The organism is Paraburkholderia humisilvae (assembly GCF_902859855.1).
GTDB classification, from domain to species: domain Bacteria; phylum Pseudomonadota; class Gammaproteobacteria; order Burkholderiales; family Burkholderiaceae; genus Paraburkholderia; species Paraburkholderia humisilvae.
In genome coordinates this window covers 342,832-364,999 of record NZ_CADIKH010000001.1, presented here as the reverse complement: position 1 = coordinate 364,999, position 22,168 = coordinate 342,832, and the positions used below count along the sequence as shown (strand labels likewise).

Sequence of the window (22,168 nt, the reverse complement as noted above, 5' to 3'; positions counted from 1 at the left end):
ATCGGTTCAACCGCGCGCTTCAAACGCGCTTGTCGAGCCACGCGTCGACGCGCGCCAGTGCCGCTCGAACCGCATTCTCGAGTTGCGGCGTCTGCGCCATGCTTCCCCACAGCAGGCGGTCCGCGCAATAGGCTTTTACCGGGTCCGCCGCCGCGAAGAAGCCGCACGCGATCTTTTCATCCATGACGCCGTCCTGGTACGTGTACGGCAACTGGCCTTGCTGCCAGCGGTCGAGAAAGCGAAAGAACAGCGCGGGCAGCATCGCGGTCGCCGACGGTTCCTTACTGCGCGCAAAGGTTTCAGACAGCGTCGGCGCAATAAAACCGGGAATCTTCGAAAAGCCGTCGGCGGCGACGCGCTGATTCGTGTCCTGGATGAACGGGTTGCTGAAGCGCTCGATCACGACGTCGCGATAGCGGCCGAGGTCGATCGGACTCGGCGTCAGACACGGAATCACGTCTTGCGTCACATAGTCGTACGCGAACCGCTGGATATCCGGGTCGATCGTGCCTTCGTGAATGTAGCGCAATCCAATCAGCGTGCCGGCCCATGCGATACAGCTGTGCGTCGCGTTCAGCACGCGAATCTTCGCCTCTTCGTATGGCATCACCGACTCGACGAGTTCGGCGCCGACTTTTTCCCACGCGGGCCGCCCCGCGCGGAAGTGGTCTTCGATCACCCACTGGATAAACGCTTCGCCCATCACCGGACAGGCGTCATCGAGGCCGGTTGCCGCGCGTACGCGGTCGCGCACATCCGGCGTCGGGCGCGGCGTGATGCGGTCGACCATCGAGTTCGGGCAAGCAGTGTTCGCGTTGAACCACGCGCGCAGCGCGGTGGCGCCGCGCTTGTCGAGAAACGCGGTCATCCCCGCGTGGAAACGGTGGCCGTTGCTGCGCAGGTTGTCACAGGTCTGTAGCGTGACCGGACCGGCGTTGCGCTGCATCCGTGCTTCGAGAATGGCGGCGAGCGCGCCATAGATGGTCGTGTGCGCGCCGTTCAGGTCGGCCACCAGATCGGGGTTGCCGGTGTCGAGCCGGTCGTGTTCGTCGAGGTAGTAGCCGCCTTCGGTGACCGTGAACGCGATGATCTTGCACGCGGGGTCCGCGCCGGCGTCAATCAGCCCTTGCAAGTCTGCCGACCACGGTATGACGCGCGTGATCGAACGGATCGTTTCATACGCGCGCTCGCCTTGCGGCGTGACCGTTTCGAGCGTGTAGACGCCGTTTTGCGCGGCCAGTGCGTCCATCACCGCGTTCATGTCGCTGCGGATGTTGCCGACCGTGAGCGACCAGTGGGGCTCGCCTTCGACACGCGCCTGGTCGAGCCGGTGCAGATACCACGCCTGGTGCGCGCGATGGAACGAGCCTGCGCCGATGTGCACGATCACATGCGCATTCGCGCCGCTGCCGCGCGGGTCGCTGTTCATGGTGTGTCTCCAGAGTGTTCTTGGCGCGTGGCCGCTGCTGCGCGCGACGCACGTCCATCACACGCATATCACTGCGTGGAGCATTTGCTCAGTTCGTGAACTTATGATCGTATTCGCCGCGGCGAAAGTCAAGGCGGCACGACGAGGTTTTCGTGCGGCAGTGCGGCATTAAGCGGGCGGGGCGGGTGGGGCGGGACGAGTCGCGCCGAATCGCAGCGAGTAGGGGGTTACAGCACCGTGCGCACGTGCCACAGCTCCGGAAACAGCACGACGTCGAGCATTTTGCGCAGATAGGTCACCCCCGCCGTGCCGCCGGTGCCCTGTTTAAAGCCGATGATCCGCTCGACGGTCGTCACATGCCGGAAACGCCATTGACGGAACTCGTCTTCGAGGTCGACCAGTTCTTCGGCCATTTCGTAAAGTTCCCAATGCCGCGACGGATTGCGATAAACCTCGAGCCACGCGGCTTCGACGCTCGCGTCGTATTCGGTCGGCTTTGTCCAGTCGCGCTCGAGCCGCTCTGCAGCGATCGCGAAGCCGCGCCGCGCAAGCAGCCGCACCACCTCGTCGTAGAACGAAGGCGCTTCGAGTAACCGACGAACGTCGTCCACCACCTCGGGACGATGCGCATGCGGCTTGAGCGTCTCCTCATGCTTGTTGCCGAGCAGGAATTCGAGTTCGCGGTACTGATACGACTGAAATCCCGACGAACTGCCGAGGTAGGGCCGCATCGACGTGTATTCGGACGGCGTCAGTGTTGCGAGCACGTCCCACGCCTGCACGAGTTGCTCGAAGATTCTCGATACGCGCGCAAGCATCTTGAACGCGCGCGGTAGTTCATCGCGATGCACGGCGGCGAGCGCGCCGCGCAGTTCGTAGAGCGCGAGCTTCAGCCAAAGCTCGCTCGTCTGATGCTGAATGATGAACAGCATCTCGTTGTGATCGGGCGATAACGGATGCTGCGCGGACAACAAGGTATCGAGCGACAGATAGTCGGCATAGCTCATCGACTTCGACATATCGAGCTTCGCGTTGTGCCAGCCGCTACTCTGGTCGCGATTGTCTTGCGCGCCGTTGCTGTCGGTGCTGCCGTCGCCGGTGGCCATATGAGGCGCGTGCGCAGTGTGCGACACCTGAGCGCTGCCATGGCTGGCGCTCGCGCTATGCGGCTGCTGATCGTCCGGCAGTTTCATCGGGTCGGTGGTCATCATGCGCTCCTCGGCCCGATCAGGTCACGCTGGCGCGGATCGCGAATTCCGGCGCCCGCCAGGTTTCCTTGACCAGCACGTCGTGCAGCGTTTCGACCGCATCCCACACGTCCACATGCCGCGTATACAGCGGCGTGAAGCCGAAGCGCATCACCTGCGGTTCGCGGTAGTCGCCGATCACGCCGCGCGCGATCAAGGCCTGCATCACTTCGTAGCCGTGCGGGTGCGCGACGCTCACCTGCGAGCCGCGCTGCGCATGTTCGCGCGGTGTGACGACGCGCAATGGAAACTCGTCGCAGCGTGCTTCGACGAGTTCGATAAAGAGATCGGTCAACGCGAGCGATTTGTCGCGAATCGCGCGCATATCGGTTTGCAGGAACACGTCGAGCCCGCATTCGACGAGCGCCATCGATACGATCGGCTGCGTTCCGCACAGGAAGCGGCCAATGCCGTCGTCGGGCTCGAATAGCGGGCTCATCGCGAGCGGCGCGCGATGCCCCCACCAGCCGGAGAGCGGCTGCTCGAATGCGCCCTGGTGCCGATGCGGAACCCAAACGAATGCGGGCGCACCCGGGCCACCGTTCAGATACTTGTACGTGCAACCTACCGCGCCGTCCGCACCGACGCCGTTCAGATCGACCGGCACCGCGCCGGCCGAGTGGGCGAGGCCCCATATCGCAAGCGCGCCTTTCTGATGAATCAGCTGCGTGAGCGCCGCCATGTCGTGCATATAGCCACTACGGTAGTTCACGTGTGTGATCATCGCGACCGCGGTGTCCGGCTGCAGCGCCGCCGATAATTCCGCTGGGTCGTCGATCAGGCGCAGTTCATACGCGCCGTTCGATTGCGCGACGAGACCCTGCGCAATGTACAGATCGTTCGGAAAATCGCCGCGCTCCGCGACGATCACGCGCCGTTTCGGATCGCGCCGCTGCTGCAGCCGCAACGCGGCGGACAGCACCTTGAACAGATTCACTGAAATCGAATCGGTGACCACGAGTTCGTTGTGCGCGGCGCCGATCAGCGGCGCAAGCTTGTTGCCGAGACGCTTCGCCAGCGCAAACCAGCCAGCCGTGTTCCAGCTGCGAATCAGGCCTTCGCCCCATTCGGCGGCGATCACGACCTGCGCGCGTTGCGCGGCCGCCGCAGGCGGCACGCCGAGCGAGTTGCCGTCGAGATAGATGGTGTCGGGCGACAGCGCGAACTGCGCGCGCAAAGGCGCGAGTGGATCGGCGGCGTCGCGGGCCAGGGCTTCGTCTCGGGTATTCATCGTCATGCAGTCAGCTCCAGTCAAGCGCAATCGGTGGGTCCGTCATGCGGCGTCGGATCGGATGCTTATTTCAGCGCGCGTAACACGGCTCGCACGGGGCTCGCATCGAGCGTCGTGAATTTGAGCGGCAACGCAATCAGCTCGTAGTCGCCGGCGGCGACTTCGTCAAGCACGATGCCTTCGAGGATCGCCATCCGGTGCGCGCGCACGCGGTGGTGCGCATCCATCGTTTTAGAGTCCTGCGGATCGAGCGACGGCGTGTCGATGCCGATCAGCTTCACGCCGTGTGCGGCCAGCAGGTCGATAGTCGCCGGCGCAACCGCGCAGAACGCGCTATCCCAGGCGCCAAGCGGCGCGCGCGCATAAGTGCGCAGCAGCACGCGCGGCGGGATGTCCGCGAGCGCCGCGCTTACCTGCTCGGGCCTCACCCGCGGCGCCGCGCCGATGCAATGAATCACACGGCATCGACCGAGGTATGCGTCCAGCGCAACGGCGCCGATGGCCGCTCCGTTGGGGTCGTAATGAAGCGGTGCGTCGGTATGCGCGCCGGTGTGCGGCGAAAGCGTCAGCCGCGCGACGTTGACCGGCGAGCCCGCCTCGATGCGCCAGACCCGTTCGATCCCGACCGGCGTATCGCCGGGCCACACCGGCGTGGCCGCGTCGACGGCCGGCGTGATGTCCCACAGCTCGCTGTTTTGACGCTGCGTGTTGGCTGTCGTGTCCATGACATCGATAATAGGCCGGTTGCCACGCAATAGGGTTGCGAAAAAAACTCGTTCTTTCGTCTTGTTTGGAACATAATTTGATCAAGACGGAAAAGGGAGACCGAAAATGAACGCGATCTCGCTCGACGCCACCGATTGCCGTATCTTGACGGTGCTTCAGCACGAAGGACGAATCAGCAATCTCGATCTGGCGGAGCGGATCTCGCTGTCGCCGTCAGCTTGCCTGAGACGGTTGCGCCTGCTCGAAGAGCAGGGTGTCATCGAACGCTATCGCGCGTGTTTGAATCGCGAAGTGCTGGGGTTTGAACTCGAAGCGTTCGTGCAGGTGTCGATGCGCAACGAACAGGAAAACTGGCACGAGCGTTTCGCGGAAGCCGTGCGCGACTGGCCCGAAGTGATCGGCGCATTTGTCGTGACGGGTGAGACGCACTATCTGCTGCACGTGCTGGCGCACCACCTCAAACATTATTCGGATTTCGTGCTGACGCGTCTGTACAAGGCGCCGGGCGTGCTCGATATTCGTTCTAACATCGTGCTGCAGACACTGAAGGAAGACTCCGGCGTGCCGGTCAGTCTGGTGCCGGGAGTGAAAGGCTAACGCAAACGGTCGACAGGATCGTGTTCGCTGAACGCGGGCACGCTGTTGCGTATGCCGCTGCGCATGCGCATTCGACCAGGTACGCAAACCGCTGATGCGGCGCACTGCGCCTGCAGCATCAGGTTTCACGCGTCTCGCTGCTACAGCGGCTTCACCGTATGGAATTCGCCGCTTTGGAACACGAGCGGCCCAACCTGTTGCGCATCATCGCGCATGCCGCAGCGTTCCACTTCGCCGACGAAGATCACATGGTCGCCTTCTTCGTAACGGCTGCGGTTATGGCACTCGAACCATGCGAGCGCGCCGTCGAGCACCGGCATCCCGCTGTCGCCGGCCGCGTGCGAGACGCCCTCGAACCGGTCACCCTTTAGTGTCGCGAAGCGTTTGCACAGATCAAGTTGCGACGCGGCGAGCACATTGACGACATAATGACTGTTCGTGCGGAACACCGGCATCGATGCGGAGCGCGTCGACAGGCTCCACAGCACGAGCGGAGGCGACAGCGAAACGGAATTGAACGAGCTGGCGGTGATACCGATCAGTTGACCCGACGGTGAGCGGGTCGTGACGATCGTGACACCGGTGGCGAACTCGCCTAACGCGCGGCGAAACGCAGCGGCGTCGAAATTGGGCGGCGTGGCGCGCTTCATGGGTTCAGGGTCTCCCGCGGCGCCTTGTGGGCGATCGGTCCCGCGCGGACGGAGGAAAAAACTGAATCGAAGGTCATGTAGATTTTCGTCGAATTGACCCAATTTTAGCGGAATCGCGCTGCGGTCCCGCCAAGACCCCACGGTTATGGAGCAAGCCGTGCGCGGCGCGAGCCCTGCAACCGGTTCACCGTGGCACGTGGAACGGTTGGTGCATCAGTCGCAATACAGCACTCGAACAAAGGAGCGAGCAGCATGAGTCAGTCAGTCGAAACCGCCACGCTCGGCGGCGGATGTTTCTGGTGTCTCGAAGCGGTGTATCTGGATGTCGATGGTGTGACGTCGGTGGAGTCGGGTTATGCGGGCGGTCAAGTCGATCATCCGTCGTACGAACAGGTGTGCGACGGCAATACCGGCCATGCGGAAGTGGTGAAGGTCGAGTTCGATCCGGCGAAGATCAGCTATCGCGAGATTCTCGATATCTTCTTTGCGATTCACGATCCGACACAGTTGAACCGGCAGGGCAACGACGTCGGCACGCAATACCGGTCGGTGATCTTTACGCACTCCGATGCGCAGCGCGACACCGCCTTGCAGACGATTCGCCAGATCGGCGCGGAAGGCCTCTACGACGGCCAGATCGTCACGCAGGTGTTGCCGCTCGACGGCAATTACTGGCCGGCTGAAGCCTATCATCAGAACTATTTCGCACAGCATCCGAATCAGGGCTACTGCTCATTTGTCGTTGCACCGAAGGTCGCCAAGTTCCGGCAGAAGTTCGCGCACCGGATCAAGAGCAGCCGGGTCTGAGCGAGGTGCCGGCGCGCGGCGTTGCGCGGTTTCGCGCAGCTTCATTGCGTGCGCCGCCTTCTCTTCAACCCGAGAGCCGCGCGCAGGCAGCCGCGATGTCGCGCGCGAGTTCCACGCAGCTAAGCGGCGCCGAACCTTCGGCCTTGTTATTCACCGCGATCAACACCGGCTGACCGGCGATCGCATAGCGTGCCGCGAGCTCGGCGAGCGCGGTGCGCGTGGCCGGGTCTTCATCGACGAGTTTGTCGAACGGGTCGTACTTGGCCTTCGCCTGCTCGTACTTGAAGCCGCGGTGCAGACTCCAGCGCACGATCAGCGGGCCGGCCGGCACGTCGTCGAGTAACGCGAGCGCAGCCGCTTGCCGCAGCGTGTCCGGCATCCGCGCATGCAGACCGACGCAATAGCGCACGCCGGCCGCTTTCAGCATCCTGATAAAGCGCGGCGTCAGCAGGCACGCATCGCGAATTTCCACCGCATAGCAACTGCCTTCAGGCAGCGTCGGGAGCGCGGCCAGAAAGGCGGCGAGCCGCTCGACAAAGGCTGCCGGCTGCGCAAGCATCGCGTCGGGCAGCGGCGAGAACTGGAACACGAGCGCGCCCGCCCTGGCGCCGAGGCCGTCGATACACGGCCGCACGAATTCGTCGGCGGCAAGCTGGGCATTCAGAAAACACGGGTTGGGCGACACCGGTTCACCGCGTTCCGCGCGCATGGTCGCGTCGGTCACGAGCGCCGGCGCCTTCACGATGAAGCGGAAGTGCTCGGGCACCTGTTGCGCGTAGCGCAGATACTCAGCGAGCGTGAGCGGTTTATAGAAAGAACGGTCGATGCTGACCGTGCGCAGCAGCGGGTGCGCGCCGTAGGCGGTGAGGCCGTCGCGCGACAGCTTGCTGTTGCTGTAGTCGTCGCCGTACACGATGCCGCGCCAGCCGGGAAACGACCATGTCGACGTACCCAGGTGCACGTGCGGCGGCAGCGCGCTCGCGACGGCAATGACATCGGCGTTCGGTTCGGCGGCGAGCACACCCTTCGCGCGCCGCTTGCCGGATTGGGCGGGAGCCGGTTCGGGTGACGCAGATTCGCGACGCTCGCCGGCGGCCCCGGATTGGGTTGGCGTTTTTTCTTCCCACAGCGATGCCCCGGCGGGGTCGCGGGGTTCGCCCACCTGCGGAGTGGCAGTGCGGGCCGACGAGCCTGCGGAAGATTCGCCGTCGTTCGGGCTGTGAGTCGGGCTATGAGTCGGGCTGTGAGTCGGCGGGCTGTGATCCTCGCCGTGATTCAAGCTGTAATTCAGGCTTAAATTCGACGAAGGCAACTGCACAGGCGCGGCGTCAGCGGACGAATCGCCCACTGCCTCACCAAACATATCGAGTTGTCCGGCTGGCACGTTGTCGGCGCGTGCGCGGCTCGCTTCCATCGATTCCTTTTCTTGTTCATGCGAGCGCCGGATCGCGTCAGCGACGCGTCCGGCGCGCGGTGCTTCAGTCTCTCACCATACCGGCCCACATTCCGTTCACGAGCGGGCGTGTTCAAAGCGGCGTGTCGTAGATATACCGCCGCGACCACGGCAGCGTCTTCGCGCTGCGGCCGGCCCGGCGGCAAACCACCTGGTAGATCGACACATCGTCGTGCTCGAACGCATACGAGCAGCCCGCGAGATACACACGCCAGATGCGGAATTTCTGATCATCGACGAGCTTCCTTGCCTGGTCGGCCTTCGCCTCGAAGTTCTCGGTCCAGATATCGAGCGTGCGTGCATAGTGGCGACGCAGGCTTTCGATGTCGAGCGCCTCGATGCCACCGCGCTGCATCGCGTCGAGCACGAGGCTGATATGCGGCAATTCGCCGGCCGGGAACACGAAGCGGTCGATAAATTCGCCGCCGCCTAGCGATGTCTCACCGCTGTCGGCATCGCTCGACGTTATGCCGTGGTTCATCGCAACACCGTCTTCGGCGAGCAGATCGTGCATTTTCCTGAAGTAGCCGGGCAGGTTCTTGCGCCCGACGTGCTCGAACATGCCGACGCTCGTGATCCGGTCGAACTGGCCTTCGAGGTCGCGATAATCCTGCAGACGAATTTCGATCTTGTCCTCGAGGCCCGCCGCTTTCACGCGCTCGGTGGCGAGATCGAACTGGTTTTGCGACAACGTGACGCCGACGCAGCGTGCGCCGAACTTCCGCGCCGCGCGCAACACAAGGGCGCCCCAGCCGCAGCCGATGTCGAGCAGCCGCTGGCCCGGTTGCACCTGAATCTTTCGCAGGATATGGTCGATCTTCTTCAGTTGCGCGGTGGCGAGGTCTTCGTCGCCGTTCTCGAAGTACGCGCACGAGTAGACCATGTTCTCGTCGAGCCACAGCTTGTAGAAGTCGTTGGAAACGTCGTAGTGGTACTGGATCGCCTTCTTGTCCGACGCTTTCGTGTGATTGAAGTAGCGCGTGACGCGAGCGAGCTTGCTCGTGCTGGTGACGGTACTGCGTGCCAGCGAGTAGCCGATGTTGATCACATCGGACAGCTTGCCTTCGATGTCGATCTTGCCCTTTACATATGCTTCGCCGAGATTGTCGAGGCTCGGGTCGAGCAATAGCGGCATCGCCGACGCGCTATTGACCTTCAACGTGACCTGCGGCTCGGTGAACTGGCCGAAGTCATGCTTCTGACCGTCCCACAACACAAGGCGGGCGGGTAGATTCGATTTCGTCCGCACTTCGTCGACCCATTGCGACAGCTTCTTCTCCCAGAACATTCGAACCCTCCGTATCCAATGAATCAAAGCAAAAGCCTGTCGAATCGGCTTGCGCCTGCGGAGTGCCGGACAGCTTGCGCGGCGGTGAGCCAGATCCGTTTAGCGTATGCGGCCCGACTGCAGCCGCGCCTCTTCCCGGTATTGCCGGTGTACAGCTGGATCAGGGTGACAGGCGGGCGATTCGCCAGGAGCCGCTGCCGTCGCGCGTATAGCGCATCCGGTCGTGCAGCCGGGAGGGCCGGCCTTGCCAGAATTCGATCGTATCGGGGACCACGCGGTAGCCGCCCCAGTGCGGCGGACGCGGCGGATGGTCGCCGTATTTCGCACTGATTTCACGTTCGCGCGCTTCGAGCGCTGCGCGATTTTCAATGACCTGACTCTGCTCGGACGCCCACGCGCCGATGCGCGATTCGAGCGGCCGCGACGCGTAGTACGCATCGCTTTCTGCGGGGCTCGTCATTTCGACGCTGCCCTCGATGCGCACCTGGCGCTCGAGTTCGATCCAGTGAAATAGCAGGCTCGCGCGCGGATTGTCCGCGAGTTCGCGGCCTTTGCGGCTTTCGTAGTTGGTGAAGAACACGAACCCGCGAGCGTCGACGCCTTTGATCAGAACGATGCGTGCAGAGGGATGGCCCCGGGAATCGACGGTCGCGAGGGTCATCGCGTTGGGTTCCGGCAGTTGGGCTTCGATGGCCTGAGCGAACCACTTTTCGAACTGGAGGATCGGGTCGCGCTCCAGGTCGGCCTCGTCTAGCGAACCGCGCGAATAGTTTTTTCGAAGTTCTGCAAGTGAGCTCATGTTGTTATGCAAGCGCTACAGTAGGGCCAGTATAGCGAAGGACGCATTTCCTTGTAGCCAAACAGGTCAATCACGCTGTTTACTGTGGCGGGAGAACAGGCCGCCGGCACTCGTTCGACCGAAGGCATGGCCGGAATGACGAGCGAAATCGGCGCTTGCGCGATCAGGCAGAATAGAGGCTTCGCCTGCCGGCCACGGCCGTTTGCAAACTATCAAGCCGATCATGTCAGTTCCTCTTGCTCACCTCACCACGCCTAACGATGTTACTACCAGCCACAGCGGGATTGAAGCCGACCGTGCGCGGCGCTTCGGCGGTGTGGCGCGGCTGTACGGTGCGGCGGCGCTGGCCGCGTTCGAACGCGCGCATGTCGCGGTAATCGGCATCGGCGGCGTCGGGTCGTGGGCGGTCGAAGCGCTCGCGCGCAACGCGGTCGGCAGGCTGACGCTGATCGATCTCGACAACGTCGCCGAGAGCAACACGAACCGGCAGATCCACGCGCACGACGGCAACTACGGCAAGCCGAAAGTCGACGCGATGGCCGAACGCATCGGGCTGATTGATCCGCAGTGCGACGTGCGTGTCGTCGAAGACTTTATCGAACCGGGCAATTTCGACGTGCTACTGGCCGGCGGCTTCGACTACGTGATTGACGCGATCGACAGCGTGCGCACGAAAACCGCGCTGATCGCATGGTGCGTCGAGCACGGACAGCCGTTGATCACGGTCGGCGGCGCGGGCGGTCAACTCGACCCGACACGCATTCGCATCGCCGATCTCGCGCAAACGATTCAAGATCCGCTGCTGTCGAAGGTCCGTGCGCAATTGCGCAAGCATCATGGTTTTCCGCGCGGGCCGAAGGCGAAGTTCAAGGTGAGCGCGGTCTATTCGGAAGAGCCGCTGATCTATCCGGAAGCGGCCGTCTGCGATATCGACGAAGAAGCGGAGCATGTCGCGACGTCGCCGGGCCATGCAGGGCCGGTCGGCCTCAATTGCGCGGGGTTCGGCTCGAGCGTGTGCGTGACGGCGAGCTTCGGTCTGGCCGCTGTCGCCCATGTGCTGCGTGCACTGGCGCAGCGGGCGGCGGCGTGATGCATTGTGCAATGCGTAACGGAAGGCGGATAGCGGCTTGAAAACAACGAGGCGGCGCTTGATGTACCCCGCCTATACCCGTTCGTATCCGCTACACCGCCTCTTCTTCGTCTGCGCTGAGCTCACTTCGCCTGCGTCAGAACAGCGCAGCGCTTAGTTTGCGCCGCCACTTCGCGACCAGTTCCGGATGGTGAGCGGCCAGATCGAACACGGACAGCATCGTTTTGCGACCAATATCATCGCGATAACCGCGGTCGCGTCTGACAATCTCCAATAGCTGTTCCAGTGCACCTTCGTACTTGTGGCGCGCGATGAACGCGCTCGCCAGATCGAAGCGCGCATCGAGATCGTCCGGGCGCTCGGTCACACTGGCTTCGAGCGCATCGGTCGGCGGCAGGTCCGCCGCCGCATCGAGCGCGTCGACGCGCGTCCTGATCGCGTTAAAGCGGGCATCGATGCCTTGCGTGGTTTTCGGCGACAGCAGGTCGATCTGCTGGCGTGCTTCGTCGACGCGACTGTCCGCGAGCAGCAGTTCGATCAGGTCCATCCGCGCGTCGTCGTAGCCCGGGTCGAATGCGAGCGCTTCTTTAAGGTAATCGTAAGCCTCGCCGCGCTGGCCTTCCGCCAGTGCGCCGGCGGCCGCTCCGCGTGCCGCTTCGGCGCCGTTCGGCACGAGCCGGTCAAGGAACGCCCGCAACTGGCCCTCCGGCAGCACGCCGATAAATTGATCGACGGGCCGGCCATCCGCAAATGCAACGACGTGCGGAATGCTGCGCACCTGGAAGTGCGCGGCAAGCTCCTGATTCTCGTCGACGTTCACCTTCGCGAGCTTCCATTTGCCGTCGTATTCGGCTTCGAGTCGTTCCAGCATCGGGCTTAACGTCTTGCAAGGTCCGCACCATGGCGCCCAGAAGTCGACCAACACCGGCGCGAGCGTCGAGCCGGCGATTACGTCTTTTTCGAAAGTGGCCAGTGTGGTGTCCATCGCATCCTCGTCGTCAAGCGGTTGATACGGTCAATTGAGGGCATGATGCGCCAATTCAATATGGAGCGGAACAGCAAGCGCGCTGCCATGTCCGGCTGCCTGCCGTTAGCGAGGCTTGCGCTCGGGCAGCGGAATCCATTCGGTTTCGCCGGGTACCTGGCCCATTTGCTGGTTCGTCCACGCGAGCTTCGCGCGTTCGATCTTGTCGCGCGAGCTCGACACGAAATTCCACTCGATAAAGCGCTCGCCCTCCAGCTTTTCGCCGCCGAGCAGCATGACTGTTGCGCCGCCCTTGCTGGCGAGCGTCACCGTTTCGCCGGGTACCAGCACGGCCATCTGCGCGGGTTCGAGTGGGGTGTCGTCAATCGACAGGTCGCCTTCGACCAGATAGACGCCGCGCTCGTCGTGCTCCGGTTCGAGCGCGAACGCGCTGCCTGGCGTGAATTGCGCGGTCGCGTACAGGGTGCCGGAGAAGGTGCGGGTCGGAGCGGTATGGCCGAACGCAGTACCCGCTATCAGGCGCAGCGCGACGCCGTTGCGCTCGAATTGCGGCAGCGTGGACGCCGCGTGATGTTCGAACGACGGCGCACAGTCTTCATCGGCAATCGGCAGCGCGACCCATGTCTGGATGCCGTGCACCCGCGAGCCGCGCGCGCGTTCCTCATCGGGCGAGCGCTCCGAGTGGACGATGCCGGAGCCGGCGGTCATCCAGTTGACGTCGCCGGGTACGATTTTCTGCAGCGAACCGAGGCTGTCGCGGTGCATGATCGCGCCGTCGAACAGATAGGTGACCGTCGCGAGGCCGATATGCGGGTGCGGGCGCACGTTGATGCCGGAGCCGGCGGGCAGCGTGGCCGGACCCATATGATCGAAGAAGATGAACGGGCCGACCAGGCGCGCGGCCATCGCGGGCAGCACGCGCCGCACGGCCAGGTCGCCGATGTCGCGCAGGTGGGGCGTCAGAACCGCTTTGATCGATGAGGACATAGTGTTGGGGGATTGGTCGGTAGGGCGGGATGGTCATTCTACTGCCCTCACGCGCAAACCGACGGCAACGGTGCGCGCCGCCCTGCCGATGGCGATACGGGTAGGGCGGGCGCGATCAAGGCGGTCGCATAGGCGGTGACGCGCCTGCCTGATTCGCGCGTGTGGCCGCTGTTGTGCCGCAGTGGGTGGCCTGAGCGGCTGACGGAAGCGGCCGGGCCAAGGCCGCCAGGGGACGCAACAAGCGGGCGCAACAAGCGGGCGCAACAAGCGCCGCGTGTCAGGTCCTCGGCGAGTCTGAGTCGGGCAGGGGGCCGCGCGTGCTGCTGCCCGACTGCAGACGCTTGCGTATCTGTCCGGGGCACTGGTCGCTGACGCGGCGAAACCAGTGGCCGAATGAATCGCTCGACGAGAAACCGAGCATCGCGGCGAGCTGCTCGTTCGATGCGCCACTCGCGATGCCGCGCCAGGCTTCGGCCAGTAGCAGACGGTTATGCCATTCCCTGAACGAAAGCCCGGTGTCCTTGCGCAGCAGGCGGGCCAGCGTGCGGTCGGTCGCGCCGACCTGCCGACCCCATTCCGCGAGGCTTTTGCGCTGCGCCGGATTTGCGACCAGGCTGTCGGCGATTTTCTTCAGCCGCGCATCCTGCGGCAGCGGTAACGCGAGCGTGCTGCCCGGCACGGAACGAATCTCGTCGAACAGGATATCGAGCATCGCGGTGCGGCGCGCGTCGGTCAGCGGCGACCGCGTGTCGGCCAGCCGTTCGCACAGCGCGACGATCAATAGCGATGCGTCGATCAGTTTGACGGCGGGCAGGCCGCACGCCCGCGCCTGCTCCGCAGGAAGGTAAAGAACCAGCAGCTCGACGCGGTCGAAAGCGGAGCCCCAATGGACGACATCCGGCGGTATCCATACCGCCATATTGCGCTTAAGCAGCCATCGCTGATCCTGCGTATGGCCATAGAGCACACCGCTTCGCACCAGCACGAACTGGCCGGGAGCATGCCGATGGGGCTCCGTATTCTGCTCTGACCGGCGGTGCAGTGTCCGCTCGACGATCAACGCGTGTTGCTGAGGTTCTTTGCCATTCATTTGGACTGCTAGTCATGATCCACCTGGTACTGCGCCGGCAGAAACAGCGAAACGATCAACCCCGCCAGCATGGCCGAGCCGAGTATGGTAAAGCAAGTCTGGAATGACGCGTCACCTGACAGTCGCAGTTGAATGGTGCCGAGCGCGTTGACGCCGAGCGCGGCCCCGAGGTTGCGCAGGCACTGTACCGTTGATGTCCAGCTGGCCAGCCTGCCGACCGGTGCGCTATTTTGCGCGAAGACGAGCGTCGTGGTCGCCGCAAAACCCATTCCGAGGCCGACCAGCGCCAATGCGGCGGCGGCGAGCGGCACGAGTTGGTGCTCAAGGGCAAAGGGCATGGTGAAACAACCGGCGGCGAGCAGAAGCATGCCGGCGCCCGCCATGGTCCGGTAACCCGCGCGGGCGAGTCGTGCGCCGCATAGCGCCGCACCGGCCACCCAGCCGAGCGCAGCCATCATGACGATCACGCCAGTCGAGAGCGACGCTCCGGCCATCGGTTTTAGCACAAGGGGGGCAAGCGTAACGGATGCGAACAGGCCGCCGCTCGACAGCAGCACGATGCCAGTGGCGGACAGAAGCGCCCGACGCTGGAAAAACGCGAGCGGTAGCGGGCTGCGTTGCCGGTCCGGCGCAATGCGTGCGACGAGCAGCGCCGACGCGGCGGCTGCTGCGCCGAAGAGTCCGTACTGTACTTGAGTGGTGTCGCCTGGTTGAGAGACGAGCAGCAGCACGCTGCACAGCAGAATGATCATCAACGCCTGTGCGGGCAAGTCGACTCGCGCATTGCCCGCAGGCTTTCCGACACCCGGTGCGATGCATAGCATCGACAGCGCAGCGACGCCGACCGGCAGGTTGAACCAGAAAATCGCGCGCCAGCCGAACGCGACGTCCAGCGCGCTGCCGAGCAGCGGCCCGGCGACGGCCGATAATCCCCAAACGGTGCTGAGCATGCCTTGCATACGGCCGCGGCGCTCGGCATCGAAAAGGTTCGCCAGCATCGAGTAGGCAAGCACGATAATGCCGCCCGCGCTCGCGCCTTGCAGCACGCGGGCGGCGATCAGCAGCGGCATGGAAGGACTGAGTGCGGCGCATGCCGACGCGGCGAGAAACACGATCAGACATAACTTCAGCACCGCGGACACGCCGAGCCGGTCCGCGCAGGCGCCGGCGAGCGGCGCGACCAGCGCCACCGGCAGCAGGAACCCGGACATGATCCACGGATAGAGCTCGGGCGTTCCCAATTGAGCAGCGATGGACGGCAGCGCGGTGCTGACAATCGTGCTGTCGACGGCAGCCAGAAACAGCGCGGCGATGACGCTTGCGACGGCAAGCCGGCTGTCTTTAAGGCTGGTGGCGGTGGATTCGAGGATGGCTTCTTTCATACGGCACCTGACGGTCAATGAGCGTGCACGCGAGGGGCCGAAGAAAACCGTGTGAGCATCGCGGCTGTGTCTTCATCGATCCCATCGTCCACCTTGCGTATCAGATCGCCGGATTGCACGATCTCGCGAAAGCGCAGCGTGATGTCGAGCTGCGTGCGGGCGGCGGCATTGCCTTCGGTGTAGTCGAGGTCGAACGCCGCCTTGACGGTCTCGGCGCTTGCGATCGCCAGTTGCGTGTTCAACGATTCCGTGTCGTCAATCAGGCGGTGCATGCGCTGGCGGTCGGCGACGCTGAGCGCCGGGACGATGTCGTCGAACACCGCGTGGTCGCACTGGATGTGGCGCGCCTCGTCGAGCCCGTGAAAATGCAGCAGTTGGGTCAGGAAACGGTGCTGCATCGGGTCGAGCACCTTGAGGCGGCGTTCGAACACGGTGATGACGGATTCCCCGACATAAGCGGCCGAGCACAACGCCGCCAGTTTGATCAGCGGCGACTCGTTGCCGCTGTAAAGCTCGACGCGCTCGCGGAACAGATTGCCGGTCAGCTTGATATCGCGCCCGGAAAGGTGGCGCACATACTGATAGAAGCTGTTTGCGTGATTGATCTCTTCGGCCGCGAAGCAGGAAAGCGCGTGGTATAGCGTGTCTCCCGCGCTGAGCGGCGTACGCTCGGCCTGCATTTCGCAGACGATCCGGCACAGCACCGTCGCGACGTGCATCTCGAGCTCCGCAAGCTGCGACAGTTCCTTGTACAGGTAAGCGATAGCCTTTTTTTCCTGACCTGCGTCGCCGATCAGCGCTTGCGACAGAAACAGCAGTTCGTCGGGGCCGGCTGCATGTTCCCAGCGCATGCGGTTCGGGTGCAGATAGTGCAGATGGGCGTCATGATTGATGGGCTTGAAACGGTTCATGATGATCGGGCCTTGTTCACGAAACAGATGAAAGTGCGTTGAAAATGCTGCGGGCTTTGTCTTCGATCGCGCGCCGGCCATGCATCACGCGCGTGTTGTCGATCAGCACGACGTCGCCGGTCTGCCAGCCGATCTCCGCCGTGAATCGCTCGCAGAGCGCTTCGAGTTCGACGAGCAGCGCCTGCGGTATCGCGCCGCCGTTCGCGAACGTGATTTCCGGTTTTTCGTAGTGGTTCGACGGCCCGAACAGGCTGTTCGCGAAGTTATGCGTCAGGTGCGGATTGATATGGCTCGCGCGAACCGCGGGGACCTGGAAGCGGTAGCGCACCGAGCCGTCGTCGTTAAGCGTGAGGCGGGTTCCGGTCCGGCCTTGGGTCAAGGACAGCAGGTGACCGAAGGTCGCGTCCTTTGTGCAGGCGAGATGCTGCCCCTGAGAGGCGAGCGCGTGAAACGCGTAGGTTTTCCAGCGTTGTTCGTCGACGCGCCGCGCGTAGACGATGTCCTGCGCATCGAATGCGGCCTTTTGCGCGGCCGTCATCTGCCGGTAGACCGCTTTGCCGTCGCACACGGTGGTCTGCGAGCCGCGTGCCGGCGCGGTCTGGCAATAGAACCAGCACAGGTCCGGCCAGAACGGGCTGTTGCCGTTCTCGCAATGTAAACCGACACGGTCATAGCCGGCGTCCACCTTCTGCGCGGTGTCGCCGTCGAATCGGCGGGCCGGGTCAAGGCTGATCGTGGTACTGGTCGCACGGACAAGCCGTGAGAACGCGTCGATGCCGTGCTGAAACCCTCGCAGCACGAGATAGCCATGCTCGGCAAGCTGGCCAAGCAGATACGCCGGCGCGAGCCGGGCCAACTCCGCGTGGTTCAGTGATTCGACGACGAGCCCTGAGCCGCCGGCGTGTGCGGATTCACGGATGTTCATGGACGGATGGATCCTTTTGCAGGGACAAGAAGGGGGCAATCGCGTCGCGTCGCGGTCGCCCGGTGACGGTGAATAGTTGTGCCATCACGTCCGGGCTGTGTTCGATCAGCAAGGGCGTATGGATGTGTTCAATCTCGCTCAGGTGTCGGCGCGCATAATCGGCGATTGCCAGCCTGATTTCATCCGCGCGCGACCGATCGGCTACGACGAAAATGCCGCCGAGGAACTGACGGTCGTCGCCATAGACGATCACGTGCAGCACGCCGGGCACCGAGCGGTACGCGGACTCGAGCCATTCCGGCGACACATTGCGGCCATTCGCGGTGATGATCAGCGTCTTCTTGCGGCCTGTGATCGTGACAAAGCCTTCGCTGTCGCGGGTGGCGAGATCGCCGGTGTGCAGCCAGCCGTCGTCGTCGACGATGCAACTGCTTGGATCGTCGTTCGAGTAGCCGGCGAACAGCGACGTGCTGCGCAAACAGAGCTCGCCATCGTCGGCCACGCGCACCTCGACGTGCGGCAGCGGCTGGCCGACTGTGCCGATGCGGTTTGCGCCCCGGTGGTTCCACGTTGCGACGGAACTGTTTTCACTGAGCCCGTAGCCCTGATAGACCGGAATGCCGAGCTGATCGAGCGTCGTCAGCGTCTGGTTGGCGACCGGGGCGCCGCCGGCCGCCAGCAGCGGCGCCGTCGGCCGGCCGAACAGCGCGTGCAGCGCGTCGGCCCGGCCGGCGAGGCGGATCGCTTGCGCAGCCAGCGCTTCGACGAGTGCCGGCGTCAACGTCAGCGCCGATGCCCGCGCGGCCCGGATGATCTCCAGCCGATCGGCGGCGATGACGCCAGGACTGCCCAGCGGCAGCATGTCGGCGGGCGGTAGCAGCAGTGCGCCGCCCGACGTTAGCGGCAGGTAAATGGCTGTGACCTGTTCGATCAGCAGACTGAACGGCACGAGGCTCAGATAGCGGCGATAGTCGTCCTTGCTGGCACGTTGCCACAGCGCCGATACCAGCGCGTCGAGGCCGTCGCGGCGTATGCGCACACCCTTTGGCCGGAACGTCGTACCCGACGTGTGCACGACCTTGACGATGCGGTCCGGTCCCGATAGCGCGGCGCGCGACGTGGGCGCCGCCGCGCTCTGTTGCTGATAGTGTCCGAAGACCACGTGCATCGTGTTGCGCGGCAAATCGAGGCCTGTTTCCAGCCATTCCTGCAGACGCATCGCACCCGATGCGTCGGTCAGCACCACTGCGCAGTTCTGCAGCAGCCAGCCGGCCTGCGGCGCCGAGAACGCGAGTGGGACCGGCACTTGCGTGCAGCCGGCAAGCATCAGGGCGAGATCGGCGAGTACCCACTCGGCGCTGTTGCCCATGACCACCCCAACCTGGGCGTCCGCTGCGACACGGCGGAGGATGCGCGTGCACAGACCCTGCGCCTGTTCGACCAGAGTCCGATAGCTGCACAGAATTTCTTCATCGAATGAGCATCCGCTACCGCGGCCGAATTGAACGATCGCTGCGGCGTTTGGCGTTCTTTCAGCCTGCAGGAGAATTTCTGTGAGAATATTCATGCGGCAACCTGCGAAATGCCTGATTTTGGGTGGGCCAAATTCTCGAATTCGGAAAATACAAACCGCCCACAAAACTGATTAAATAAATGGCCGCATCGCCCAATTAGAACGACGCCGGTTTGCGGCGCCTGATCGTAATAACTGCCCCATTGGGATTTTTCTTCTACGGACAACCGGTCGGCCGAAGCGTTTGCCAGAATGTCGAACGGAATCTGATGGAAATCGAACAGTTTGCGTAGGCGGCCGGTCGCGGTGCAGAGCACGGCCTGTGTGCCCATCCCCCACGCAACGATCGGCACGAGGCGGATCAGGTCGCCCGCCGCAATGGCTTTGTCCGACGCGAGCGAACCCACCTCCGCGATGGTTTGACGCTGAACCTCATGCTGCGTGGACTGGAAGATCGCCTCTTCGAGGGGCGCGTCGAGATACCGCTCCGAAAACAGCCGGGTGCGTTGCGACGCGAACGAGATGCCCGCGCAGGCGGTCAGCTTGCCCGACTGGCGGTCGGTGCTCGAGATGATGTAATCCGGGTCGGGTCGGACCGTCGCAGCATGGTGCTGCAGATAGATGCGTGAAATGAATTCGCGGGCTGCCTGTGCGGCCGAACTGCTCCGGCCAATGATGTCGATCTGCGTGGAAAATGCCGGGCCATGCCGCCGGCTATGCAGAAAACTTCGCATTCTTTTTCTCCGCTTCTTTCGTGTATTTTCGTGAACATGCAATTTAAATGCGCAGCGGATTAAGAAGAATGTTCGGCAACGACAAAATGCCGATTAACACAGACAGAATGAAAATCAGGTAATGAAAAAATAAACGGCCACTTCGAGTGGCCGTGTTTGAAGAAAAGGAGTGCGTGATAAATGCGGTGAAAATAAAACGTGTGCCGGTTCGTATCGTTCAGGTCATCCGGTTCTTCGCGAGTGGCGGGTTCGCCGCGAAATAGCGCTTGATCCCGTTCATGATCGCGGTCGCCATCCGGTCGCGGTACGCGTCGTCGTTCAGACGCCGTTCTTCGTCCGGGTTGCTGATGAACGCGGTCTCGACGAGGATCGAAGGAATATCCGGCGCCTTCAGCACGGCAAACCCGGCTTGCTCGACCGAACCCTTGTGCAGCTTGTTGATGTCGCCGATTTCCTTCAGCACGAAATTGCCGTAACGCATCGAGTCGCGGATCTGCGCGGTGGTCGACATATCGAACAGCGCACGGTTGACCGCCGCATCGGTCGATTTGATGTTGATGCCGCCGATCAGATCCGACGAGTTCTCCTTGTTCGCCATCCAGCGCGCCGCCGCGCTCGACGCACCGTGGTCCGACAGCGCGAACACCGACGAGCCGCTTGCTTCGGGCGTTGTAAACGCATCGGCGTGAATCGATACGAACAGGTCCGCGCCGACGCGCCGCGCCTTCTGCACGCGCACGTTGAGCGGCACGAAGAAGTCGGCGTCGCGCGTCATCATCGAGCGCATGTTCGGCTGCGCATCGATCTTGGTGCGCAGCCTCTTCGCGATGTCGAGCGCGACGTGTTTTTCGTAGGTGCCGCTGCTGCCGATCGCGCCTGGATCTTCGCCGCCGTGGCCGGGGTCGATCGCAACCGTCAGAAGCCGCACGGTGTTGCGCTTGCCCTTTGGTGTGGTGAACGTGTAGGTGTCGCTGGTCTCGTCATCGGGGCTGCTGTCGTCATTGCCCGCGAGTGCCGCGGGCGGCGGCTGTGTCGACTTTGCGGGCGCGCGCGGCGTAGGCGCCGGGTTCACCCGCGCCTGCGTTTGAGCGCGTGGCGCGGCGGGCGCCGCTGGCGCCGCCGACGGGCCGGAAGGCGCAGACGCATCGTTCTGCGCGTACTTCTCGAAGAAGGCATCGCTGTTGTCAGCCGTGGCGGGCGGCGACGAAGGACCGTTGAGCGTCGCGTTCGGCGGTGCGCTTTGTTCCTGCAGACGCTGTTCCTTGCGCTCGGTCTGCGCGAGGAGGTCCATCAGCGGGTCCGGCGCGACGGCTGGATACAGGTCGAACACGAGACGGTACTTGTACGAACCGACCGGCGGCAGCGTGAACACTTGCGGCTTGACCTCGCCCTTCAGATCGAACACGAGCCGCACGACATGCGGTTGGTACTGCCCGACCCGCACGGATTGAATCTGCGGATCGTTCGGTGCGATCTTCGATACGAGGTCTTTCAGCGCCTGGTCGAGATCGAGGCCGCTCAGATCGACAACGAGTCGATCGGGACCCTGCAACAGTTGCTGGGTGTTCTGCAGCGGCTGGTCCGACTCGATCGTGACACGCGTGTAGTCGCGCGCCGGCCATACGCGCACGCCGAGCACCGAGCTTGCCCACGCGAGTCGCGGCACGGCGAGCCCCAGCACGAGGGTCGACGCGCCGGCGCATAGAATCTGGCGGCGCCGCCAGTTGTGCGACGCGGTGGCGGCGGATTCGATCGAGCGGAACGGTTTGATCAACATCTTTCGAGACATGCTTTTCCTGATTCGCTGTACGCCTGGGCGGTCAGCCTGCGCCCCTCGCCGTCGACTTCCAGCGAGAAGATCAGATCGGGCACACCCAGCAAAGCTCCTGCGCGCTGCGGCCATTCGACAAGGCAGATCGCGCCGCTGTCGAAATACTCGCGAAAGCCCGCATCGGCCCATTCGGCCGGATCGTTGAAGCGGTAAAGATCGAAGTGATAGAGCTCGAGTTCCCCATCGGGCCGGTGCACCGCGTAAGGCTCGACGAGCGTGTAGGTCGGGCTGCGCACGCGGCCGGCGTGACCGAGCGCGCGCAAGGTCGCGCGCACGAGCGTGGTCTTGCCGGCGCCGAGATCGCCGACGAGATGCACCTGCAAACCGTTGAACACGTGATGACCGTTGCGTTGCGTTTCGCGTTCGGCTTCGAGCGCTCGCGCAAAACGTTCGCCGAAAGCCGCGGTGGCGGCTTCGTCCGCGAGCGTGATGGTGCGCTCAAGCAGGACGTCGGCAGTGGGGTGTGTCGCGTGGTCGGGTTGATCGGGCATTC

The 22,168-nt window shown here is 63.6% G+C and carries 21 protein-coding genes; 3 read left to right on the top strand and 18 right to left on the bottom strand.

The genetic code is table 11. The features are described from left to right. Positions 1 to 19: 19 nt before the first annotated feature. The 4 genes from dalD to kynB all read right to left on the bottom strand — a co-directional run bounded on the left by dalD (position 20) and on the right by kynB (position 4,632). Positions 20 to 1,429 (bottom strand): D-arabinitol 4-dehydrogenase, encoded by a 1,410-nt coding sequence (dalD, locus tag HV796_RS01565; RefSeq protein WP_175224451.1) that lies wholly within the window; start codon positions 1,427 to 1,429, stop codon positions 20 to 22. 227 nt (positions 1,430 to 1,656) lie between these two features. Then, positions 1,657 to 2,637 carry a tryptophan 2,3-dioxygenase gene (gene kynA, locus HV796_RS01560; protein ID WP_175224559.1) on the bottom strand — a complete coding sequence of 327 codons (981 nt, stop codon included), beginning with the start codon at positions 2,635 to 2,637 and terminating at the stop codon, positions 1,657 to 1,659. Positions 2,638 to 2,656: 19 nt separating this feature from the next. After that, positions 2,657 to 3,907: a kynureninase gene (gene kynU, locus HV796_RS01555; protein ID WP_175224557.1), complete on the bottom strand. Its 1,251-nt coding sequence runs from the start codon at positions 3,905 to 3,907 to the stop codon at positions 2,657 to 2,659. 65 nt (positions 3,908 to 3,972) lie between these two features. Next, positions 3,973 to 4,632: an arylformamidase gene (kynB, locus tag HV796_RS01550; protein ID WP_175224449.1), complete on the bottom strand. Its 660-nt coding sequence runs from the start codon at positions 4,630 to 4,632 to the stop codon at positions 3,973 to 3,975. A gap of 106 nt (positions 4,633 to 4,738) precedes the next feature. On the opposite strand from kynB, the gene HV796_RS01545 reads away from it, so the two are divergent. Continuing rightward, positions 4,739 to 5,230: an Lrp/AsnC family transcriptional regulator gene (locus HV796_RS01545; protein ID WP_175224448.1), complete on the top strand. Its 492-nt coding sequence runs from the start codon at positions 4,739 to 4,741 to the stop codon at positions 5,228 to 5,230. Positions 5,231 to 5,370: 140 nt separating this feature from the next. Here HV796_RS01545 and HV796_RS01540 read toward each other — a convergent pair whose 3' ends face one another. Continuing rightward, the gene (locus HV796_RS01540; RefSeq protein ID WP_175224445.1) at positions 5,371 to 5,880 is read right to left on the bottom strand and encodes a flavin reductase family protein; all 510 of its coding nucleotides are present in this window, start codon (positions 5,878 to 5,880) and stop codon (positions 5,371 to 5,373) included. A 252-nt stretch (positions 5,881 to 6,132) separates the two neighbouring features. Between HV796_RS01540 and msrA the strand changes: the two genes are divergently transcribed. After that, positions 6,133 to 6,687, top strand: a complete 555-nt coding sequence (gene msrA / locus HV796_RS01535) for a peptide-methionine (S)-S-oxide reductase MsrA (protein ID WP_175224443.1) — start codon at positions 6,133 to 6,135, stop codon at positions 6,685 to 6,687. 64 nt (positions 6,688 to 6,751) lie between these two features. Here msrA and HV796_RS01530 read toward each other — a convergent pair whose 3' ends face one another. From HV796_RS01530 to pdxH, 3 genes are all read right to left on the bottom strand, one after another. Further along, entirely contained in the window at positions 6,752 to 8,050 is a 1,299-nt protein-coding gene (locus HV796_RS01530) for a DUF72 domain-containing protein (RefSeq protein ID WP_246355638.1), read from the bottom strand. 163 nt (positions 8,051 to 8,213) lie between these two features. After that, entirely contained in the window at positions 8,214 to 9,428 is a 1,215-nt protein-coding gene (locus HV796_RS01525; protein WP_175224439.1) for an SAM-dependent methyltransferase, read from the bottom strand. 160 nt (positions 9,429 to 9,588) lie between these two features. Beyond that, the gene (gene pdxH / locus HV796_RS01520; protein WP_175224438.1) at positions 9,589 to 10,227 is read right to left on the bottom strand and encodes a pyridoxamine 5'-phosphate oxidase; all 639 of its coding nucleotides are present in this window, start codon (positions 10,225 to 10,227) and stop codon (positions 9,589 to 9,591) included. A gap of 223 nt (positions 10,228 to 10,450) precedes the next feature. Here pdxH and HV796_RS01515 point away from each other — a divergent pair, with 223 nt between their 5' ends. After that, positions 10,451 to 11,317, top strand: a complete 867-nt coding sequence (locus tag HV796_RS01515; RefSeq protein WP_175224436.1) for a tRNA threonylcarbamoyladenosine dehydratase — start codon at positions 10,451 to 10,453, stop codon at positions 11,315 to 11,317. A 136-nt stretch (positions 11,318 to 11,453) separates the two neighbouring features. Here HV796_RS01515 and trxA read toward each other — a convergent pair whose 3' ends face one another. The 10 genes from trxA to tsaE form a co-directional block, all read right to left on the bottom strand. Further along, positions 11,454 to 12,302: a thioredoxin gene (gene trxA / locus HV796_RS01510; RefSeq protein ID WP_175224434.1), complete on the bottom strand. Its 849-nt coding sequence runs from the start codon at positions 12,300 to 12,302 to the stop codon at positions 11,454 to 11,456. 105 nt (positions 12,303 to 12,407) lie between these two features. After that, complete coding sequence (locus HV796_RS01505; protein WP_175224432.1) at positions 12,408 to 13,289, bottom strand: pirin family protein; 882 nt, start codon at positions 13,287 to 13,289, stop codon at positions 12,408 to 12,410. A 277-nt stretch (positions 13,290 to 13,566) separates the two neighbouring features. Further along, the gene (locus HV796_RS01500; RefSeq protein ID WP_175224430.1) at positions 13,567 to 14,379 is read right to left on the bottom strand and encodes a helix-turn-helix domain-containing protein; all 813 of its coding nucleotides are present in this window, start codon (positions 14,377 to 14,379) and stop codon (positions 13,567 to 13,569) included. Positions 14,380 to 14,387: 8 nt separating this feature from the next. After that, positions 14,388 to 15,761 carry an MFS transporter gene (locus HV796_RS01495; RefSeq protein WP_175224428.1) on the bottom strand — a complete coding sequence of 458 codons (1,374 nt, stop codon included), beginning with the start codon at positions 15,759 to 15,761 and terminating at the stop codon, positions 14,388 to 14,390. A 14-nt stretch (positions 15,762 to 15,775) separates the two neighbouring features. Then, the gene (locus HV796_RS01490; RefSeq protein ID WP_175224426.1) at positions 15,776 to 16,672 is read right to left on the bottom strand and encodes a diiron oxygenase; all 897 of its coding nucleotides are present in this window, start codon (positions 16,670 to 16,672) and stop codon (positions 15,776 to 15,778) included. Positions 16,673 to 16,688: 16 nt separating this feature from the next. After that, positions 16,689 to 17,597 carry a TauD/TfdA family dioxygenase gene (locus HV796_RS01485; RefSeq protein ID WP_175224424.1) on the bottom strand — a complete coding sequence of 303 codons (909 nt, stop codon included), beginning with the start codon at positions 17,595 to 17,597 and terminating at the stop codon, positions 16,689 to 16,691. Further along, complete coding sequence (locus tag HV796_RS01480; RefSeq protein WP_175224422.1) at positions 17,584 to 19,164, bottom strand: AMP-binding protein; 1,581 nt, start codon at positions 19,162 to 19,164, stop codon at positions 17,584 to 17,586. Before HV796_RS01480 ends, HV796_RS01485 begins: the two co-directional genes overlap by 14 nt. After that, entirely contained in the window at positions 19,161 to 19,844 is a 684-nt protein-coding gene (locus HV796_RS01475; protein ID WP_175224420.1) for a thermostable hemolysin, read from the bottom strand. The genes HV796_RS01480 and HV796_RS01475 overlap by 4 nt, the downstream gene beginning before the upstream one ends. Positions 19,845 to 20,061: 217 nt before the next feature. Beyond that, positions 20,062 to 21,633: an N-acetylmuramoyl-L-alanine amidase gene (locus tag HV796_RS01470; RefSeq protein ID WP_175224418.1), complete on the bottom strand. Its 1,572-nt coding sequence runs from the start codon at positions 21,631 to 21,633 to the stop codon at positions 20,062 to 20,064. Then, complete coding sequence (gene tsaE / locus HV796_RS01465) at positions 21,615 to 22,166, bottom strand: tRNA (adenosine(37)-N6)-threonylcarbamoyltransferase complex ATPase subunit type 1 TsaE (RefSeq protein WP_175224416.1); 552 nt, start codon at positions 22,164 to 22,166, stop codon at positions 21,615 to 21,617. Before tsaE ends, HV796_RS01470 begins: the two co-directional genes overlap by 19 nt. Positions 22,167 to 22,168 lie beyond the last annotated feature (2 nt).

What these genes read in the sequence shown, in the direction of transcription:
- dalD (WP_175224451.1), bottom strand. Translation starts at nt 1,429, where the DNA reads ATGAACAGCGACCCGCGCGGCAGCGGCGCGAATGCGCATGTGATCGTG.
- kynA (WP_175224559.1), bottom strand. Translation starts at nt 2,637, where the DNA reads ATGACCACCGACCCGATGAAACTGCCGGACGATCAGCAGCCGCATAGC.
- kynU (WP_175224557.1), bottom strand. Translation starts at nt 3,907, where the DNA reads ATGAATACCCGAGACGAAGCCCTGGCCCGCGACGCCGCCGATCCACTC.
- kynB (WP_175224449.1), bottom strand. Translation starts at nt 4,632, where the DNA reads ATGGACACGACAGCCAACACGCAGCGTCAAAACAGCGAGCTGTGGGAC.
- HV796_RS01545 (WP_175224448.1), top strand. Translation starts at nt 4,739, where the DNA reads ATGAACGCGATCTCGCTCGACGCCACCGATTGCCGTATCTTGACGGTG.
- HV796_RS01540 (WP_175224445.1), bottom strand. Translation starts at nt 5,880, where the DNA reads ATGAAGCGCGCCACGCCGCCCAATTTCGACGCCGCTGCGTTTCGCCGC.
- msrA (WP_175224443.1), top strand. Translation starts at nt 6,133, where the DNA reads ATGAGTCAGTCAGTCGAAACCGCCACGCTCGGCGGCGGATGTTTCTGG.
- HV796_RS01530 (WP_246355638.1), bottom strand. Translation starts at nt 8,050, where the DNA reads ATGTTTGGTGAGGCAGTGGGCGATTCGTCCGCTGACGCCGCGCCTGTG.
- HV796_RS01525 (WP_175224439.1), bottom strand. Translation starts at nt 9,428, where the DNA reads ATGTTCTGGGAGAAGAAGCTGTCGCAATGGGTCGACGAAGTGCGGACG.
- pdxH (WP_175224438.1), bottom strand. Translation starts at nt 10,227, where the DNA reads ATGAGCTCACTTGCAGAACTTCGAAAAAACTATTCGCGCGGTTCGCTA.
- HV796_RS01515 (WP_175224436.1), top strand. Translation starts at nt 10,451, where the DNA reads ATGTCAGTTCCTCTTGCTCACCTCACCACGCCTAACGATGTTACTACC.
- trxA (WP_175224434.1), bottom strand. Translation starts at nt 12,302, where the DNA reads ATGGACACCACACTGGCCACTTTCGAAAAAGACGTAATCGCCGGCTCG.
- HV796_RS01505 (WP_175224432.1), bottom strand. Translation starts at nt 13,289, where the DNA reads ATGTCCTCATCGATCAAAGCGGTTCTGACGCCCCACCTGCGCGACATC.
- HV796_RS01500 (WP_175224430.1), bottom strand. Translation starts at nt 14,379, where the DNA reads ATGAATGGCAAAGAACCTCAGCAACACGCGTTGATCGTCGAGCGGACA.
- HV796_RS01495 (WP_175224428.1), bottom strand. Translation starts at nt 15,761, where the DNA reads ATGAAAGAAGCCATCCTCGAATCCACCGCCACCAGCCTTAAAGACAGC.
- HV796_RS01490 (WP_175224426.1), bottom strand. Translation starts at nt 16,672, where the DNA reads ATGAACCGTTTCAAGCCCATCAATCATGACGCCCATCTGCACTATCTG.
- HV796_RS01485 (WP_175224424.1), bottom strand. Translation starts at nt 17,597, where the DNA reads ATGAACATCCGTGAATCCGCACACGCCGGCGGCTCAGGGCTCGTCGTC.
- HV796_RS01480 (WP_175224422.1), bottom strand. Translation starts at nt 19,164, where the DNA reads ATGAATATTCTCACAGAAATTCTCCTGCAGGCTGAAAGAACGCCAAAC.
- HV796_RS01475 (WP_175224420.1), bottom strand. Translation starts at nt 19,844, where the DNA reads ATGCGAAGTTTTCTGCATAGCCGGCGGCATGGCCCGGCATTTTCCACG.
- HV796_RS01470 (WP_175224418.1), bottom strand. Translation starts at nt 21,633, where the DNA reads ATGTCTCGAAAGATGTTGATCAAACCGTTCCGCTCGATCGAATCCGCC.
- tsaE (WP_175224416.1), bottom strand. Translation starts at nt 22,166, where the DNA reads ATGCCCGATCAACCCGACCACGCGACACACCCCACTGCCGACGTCCTG.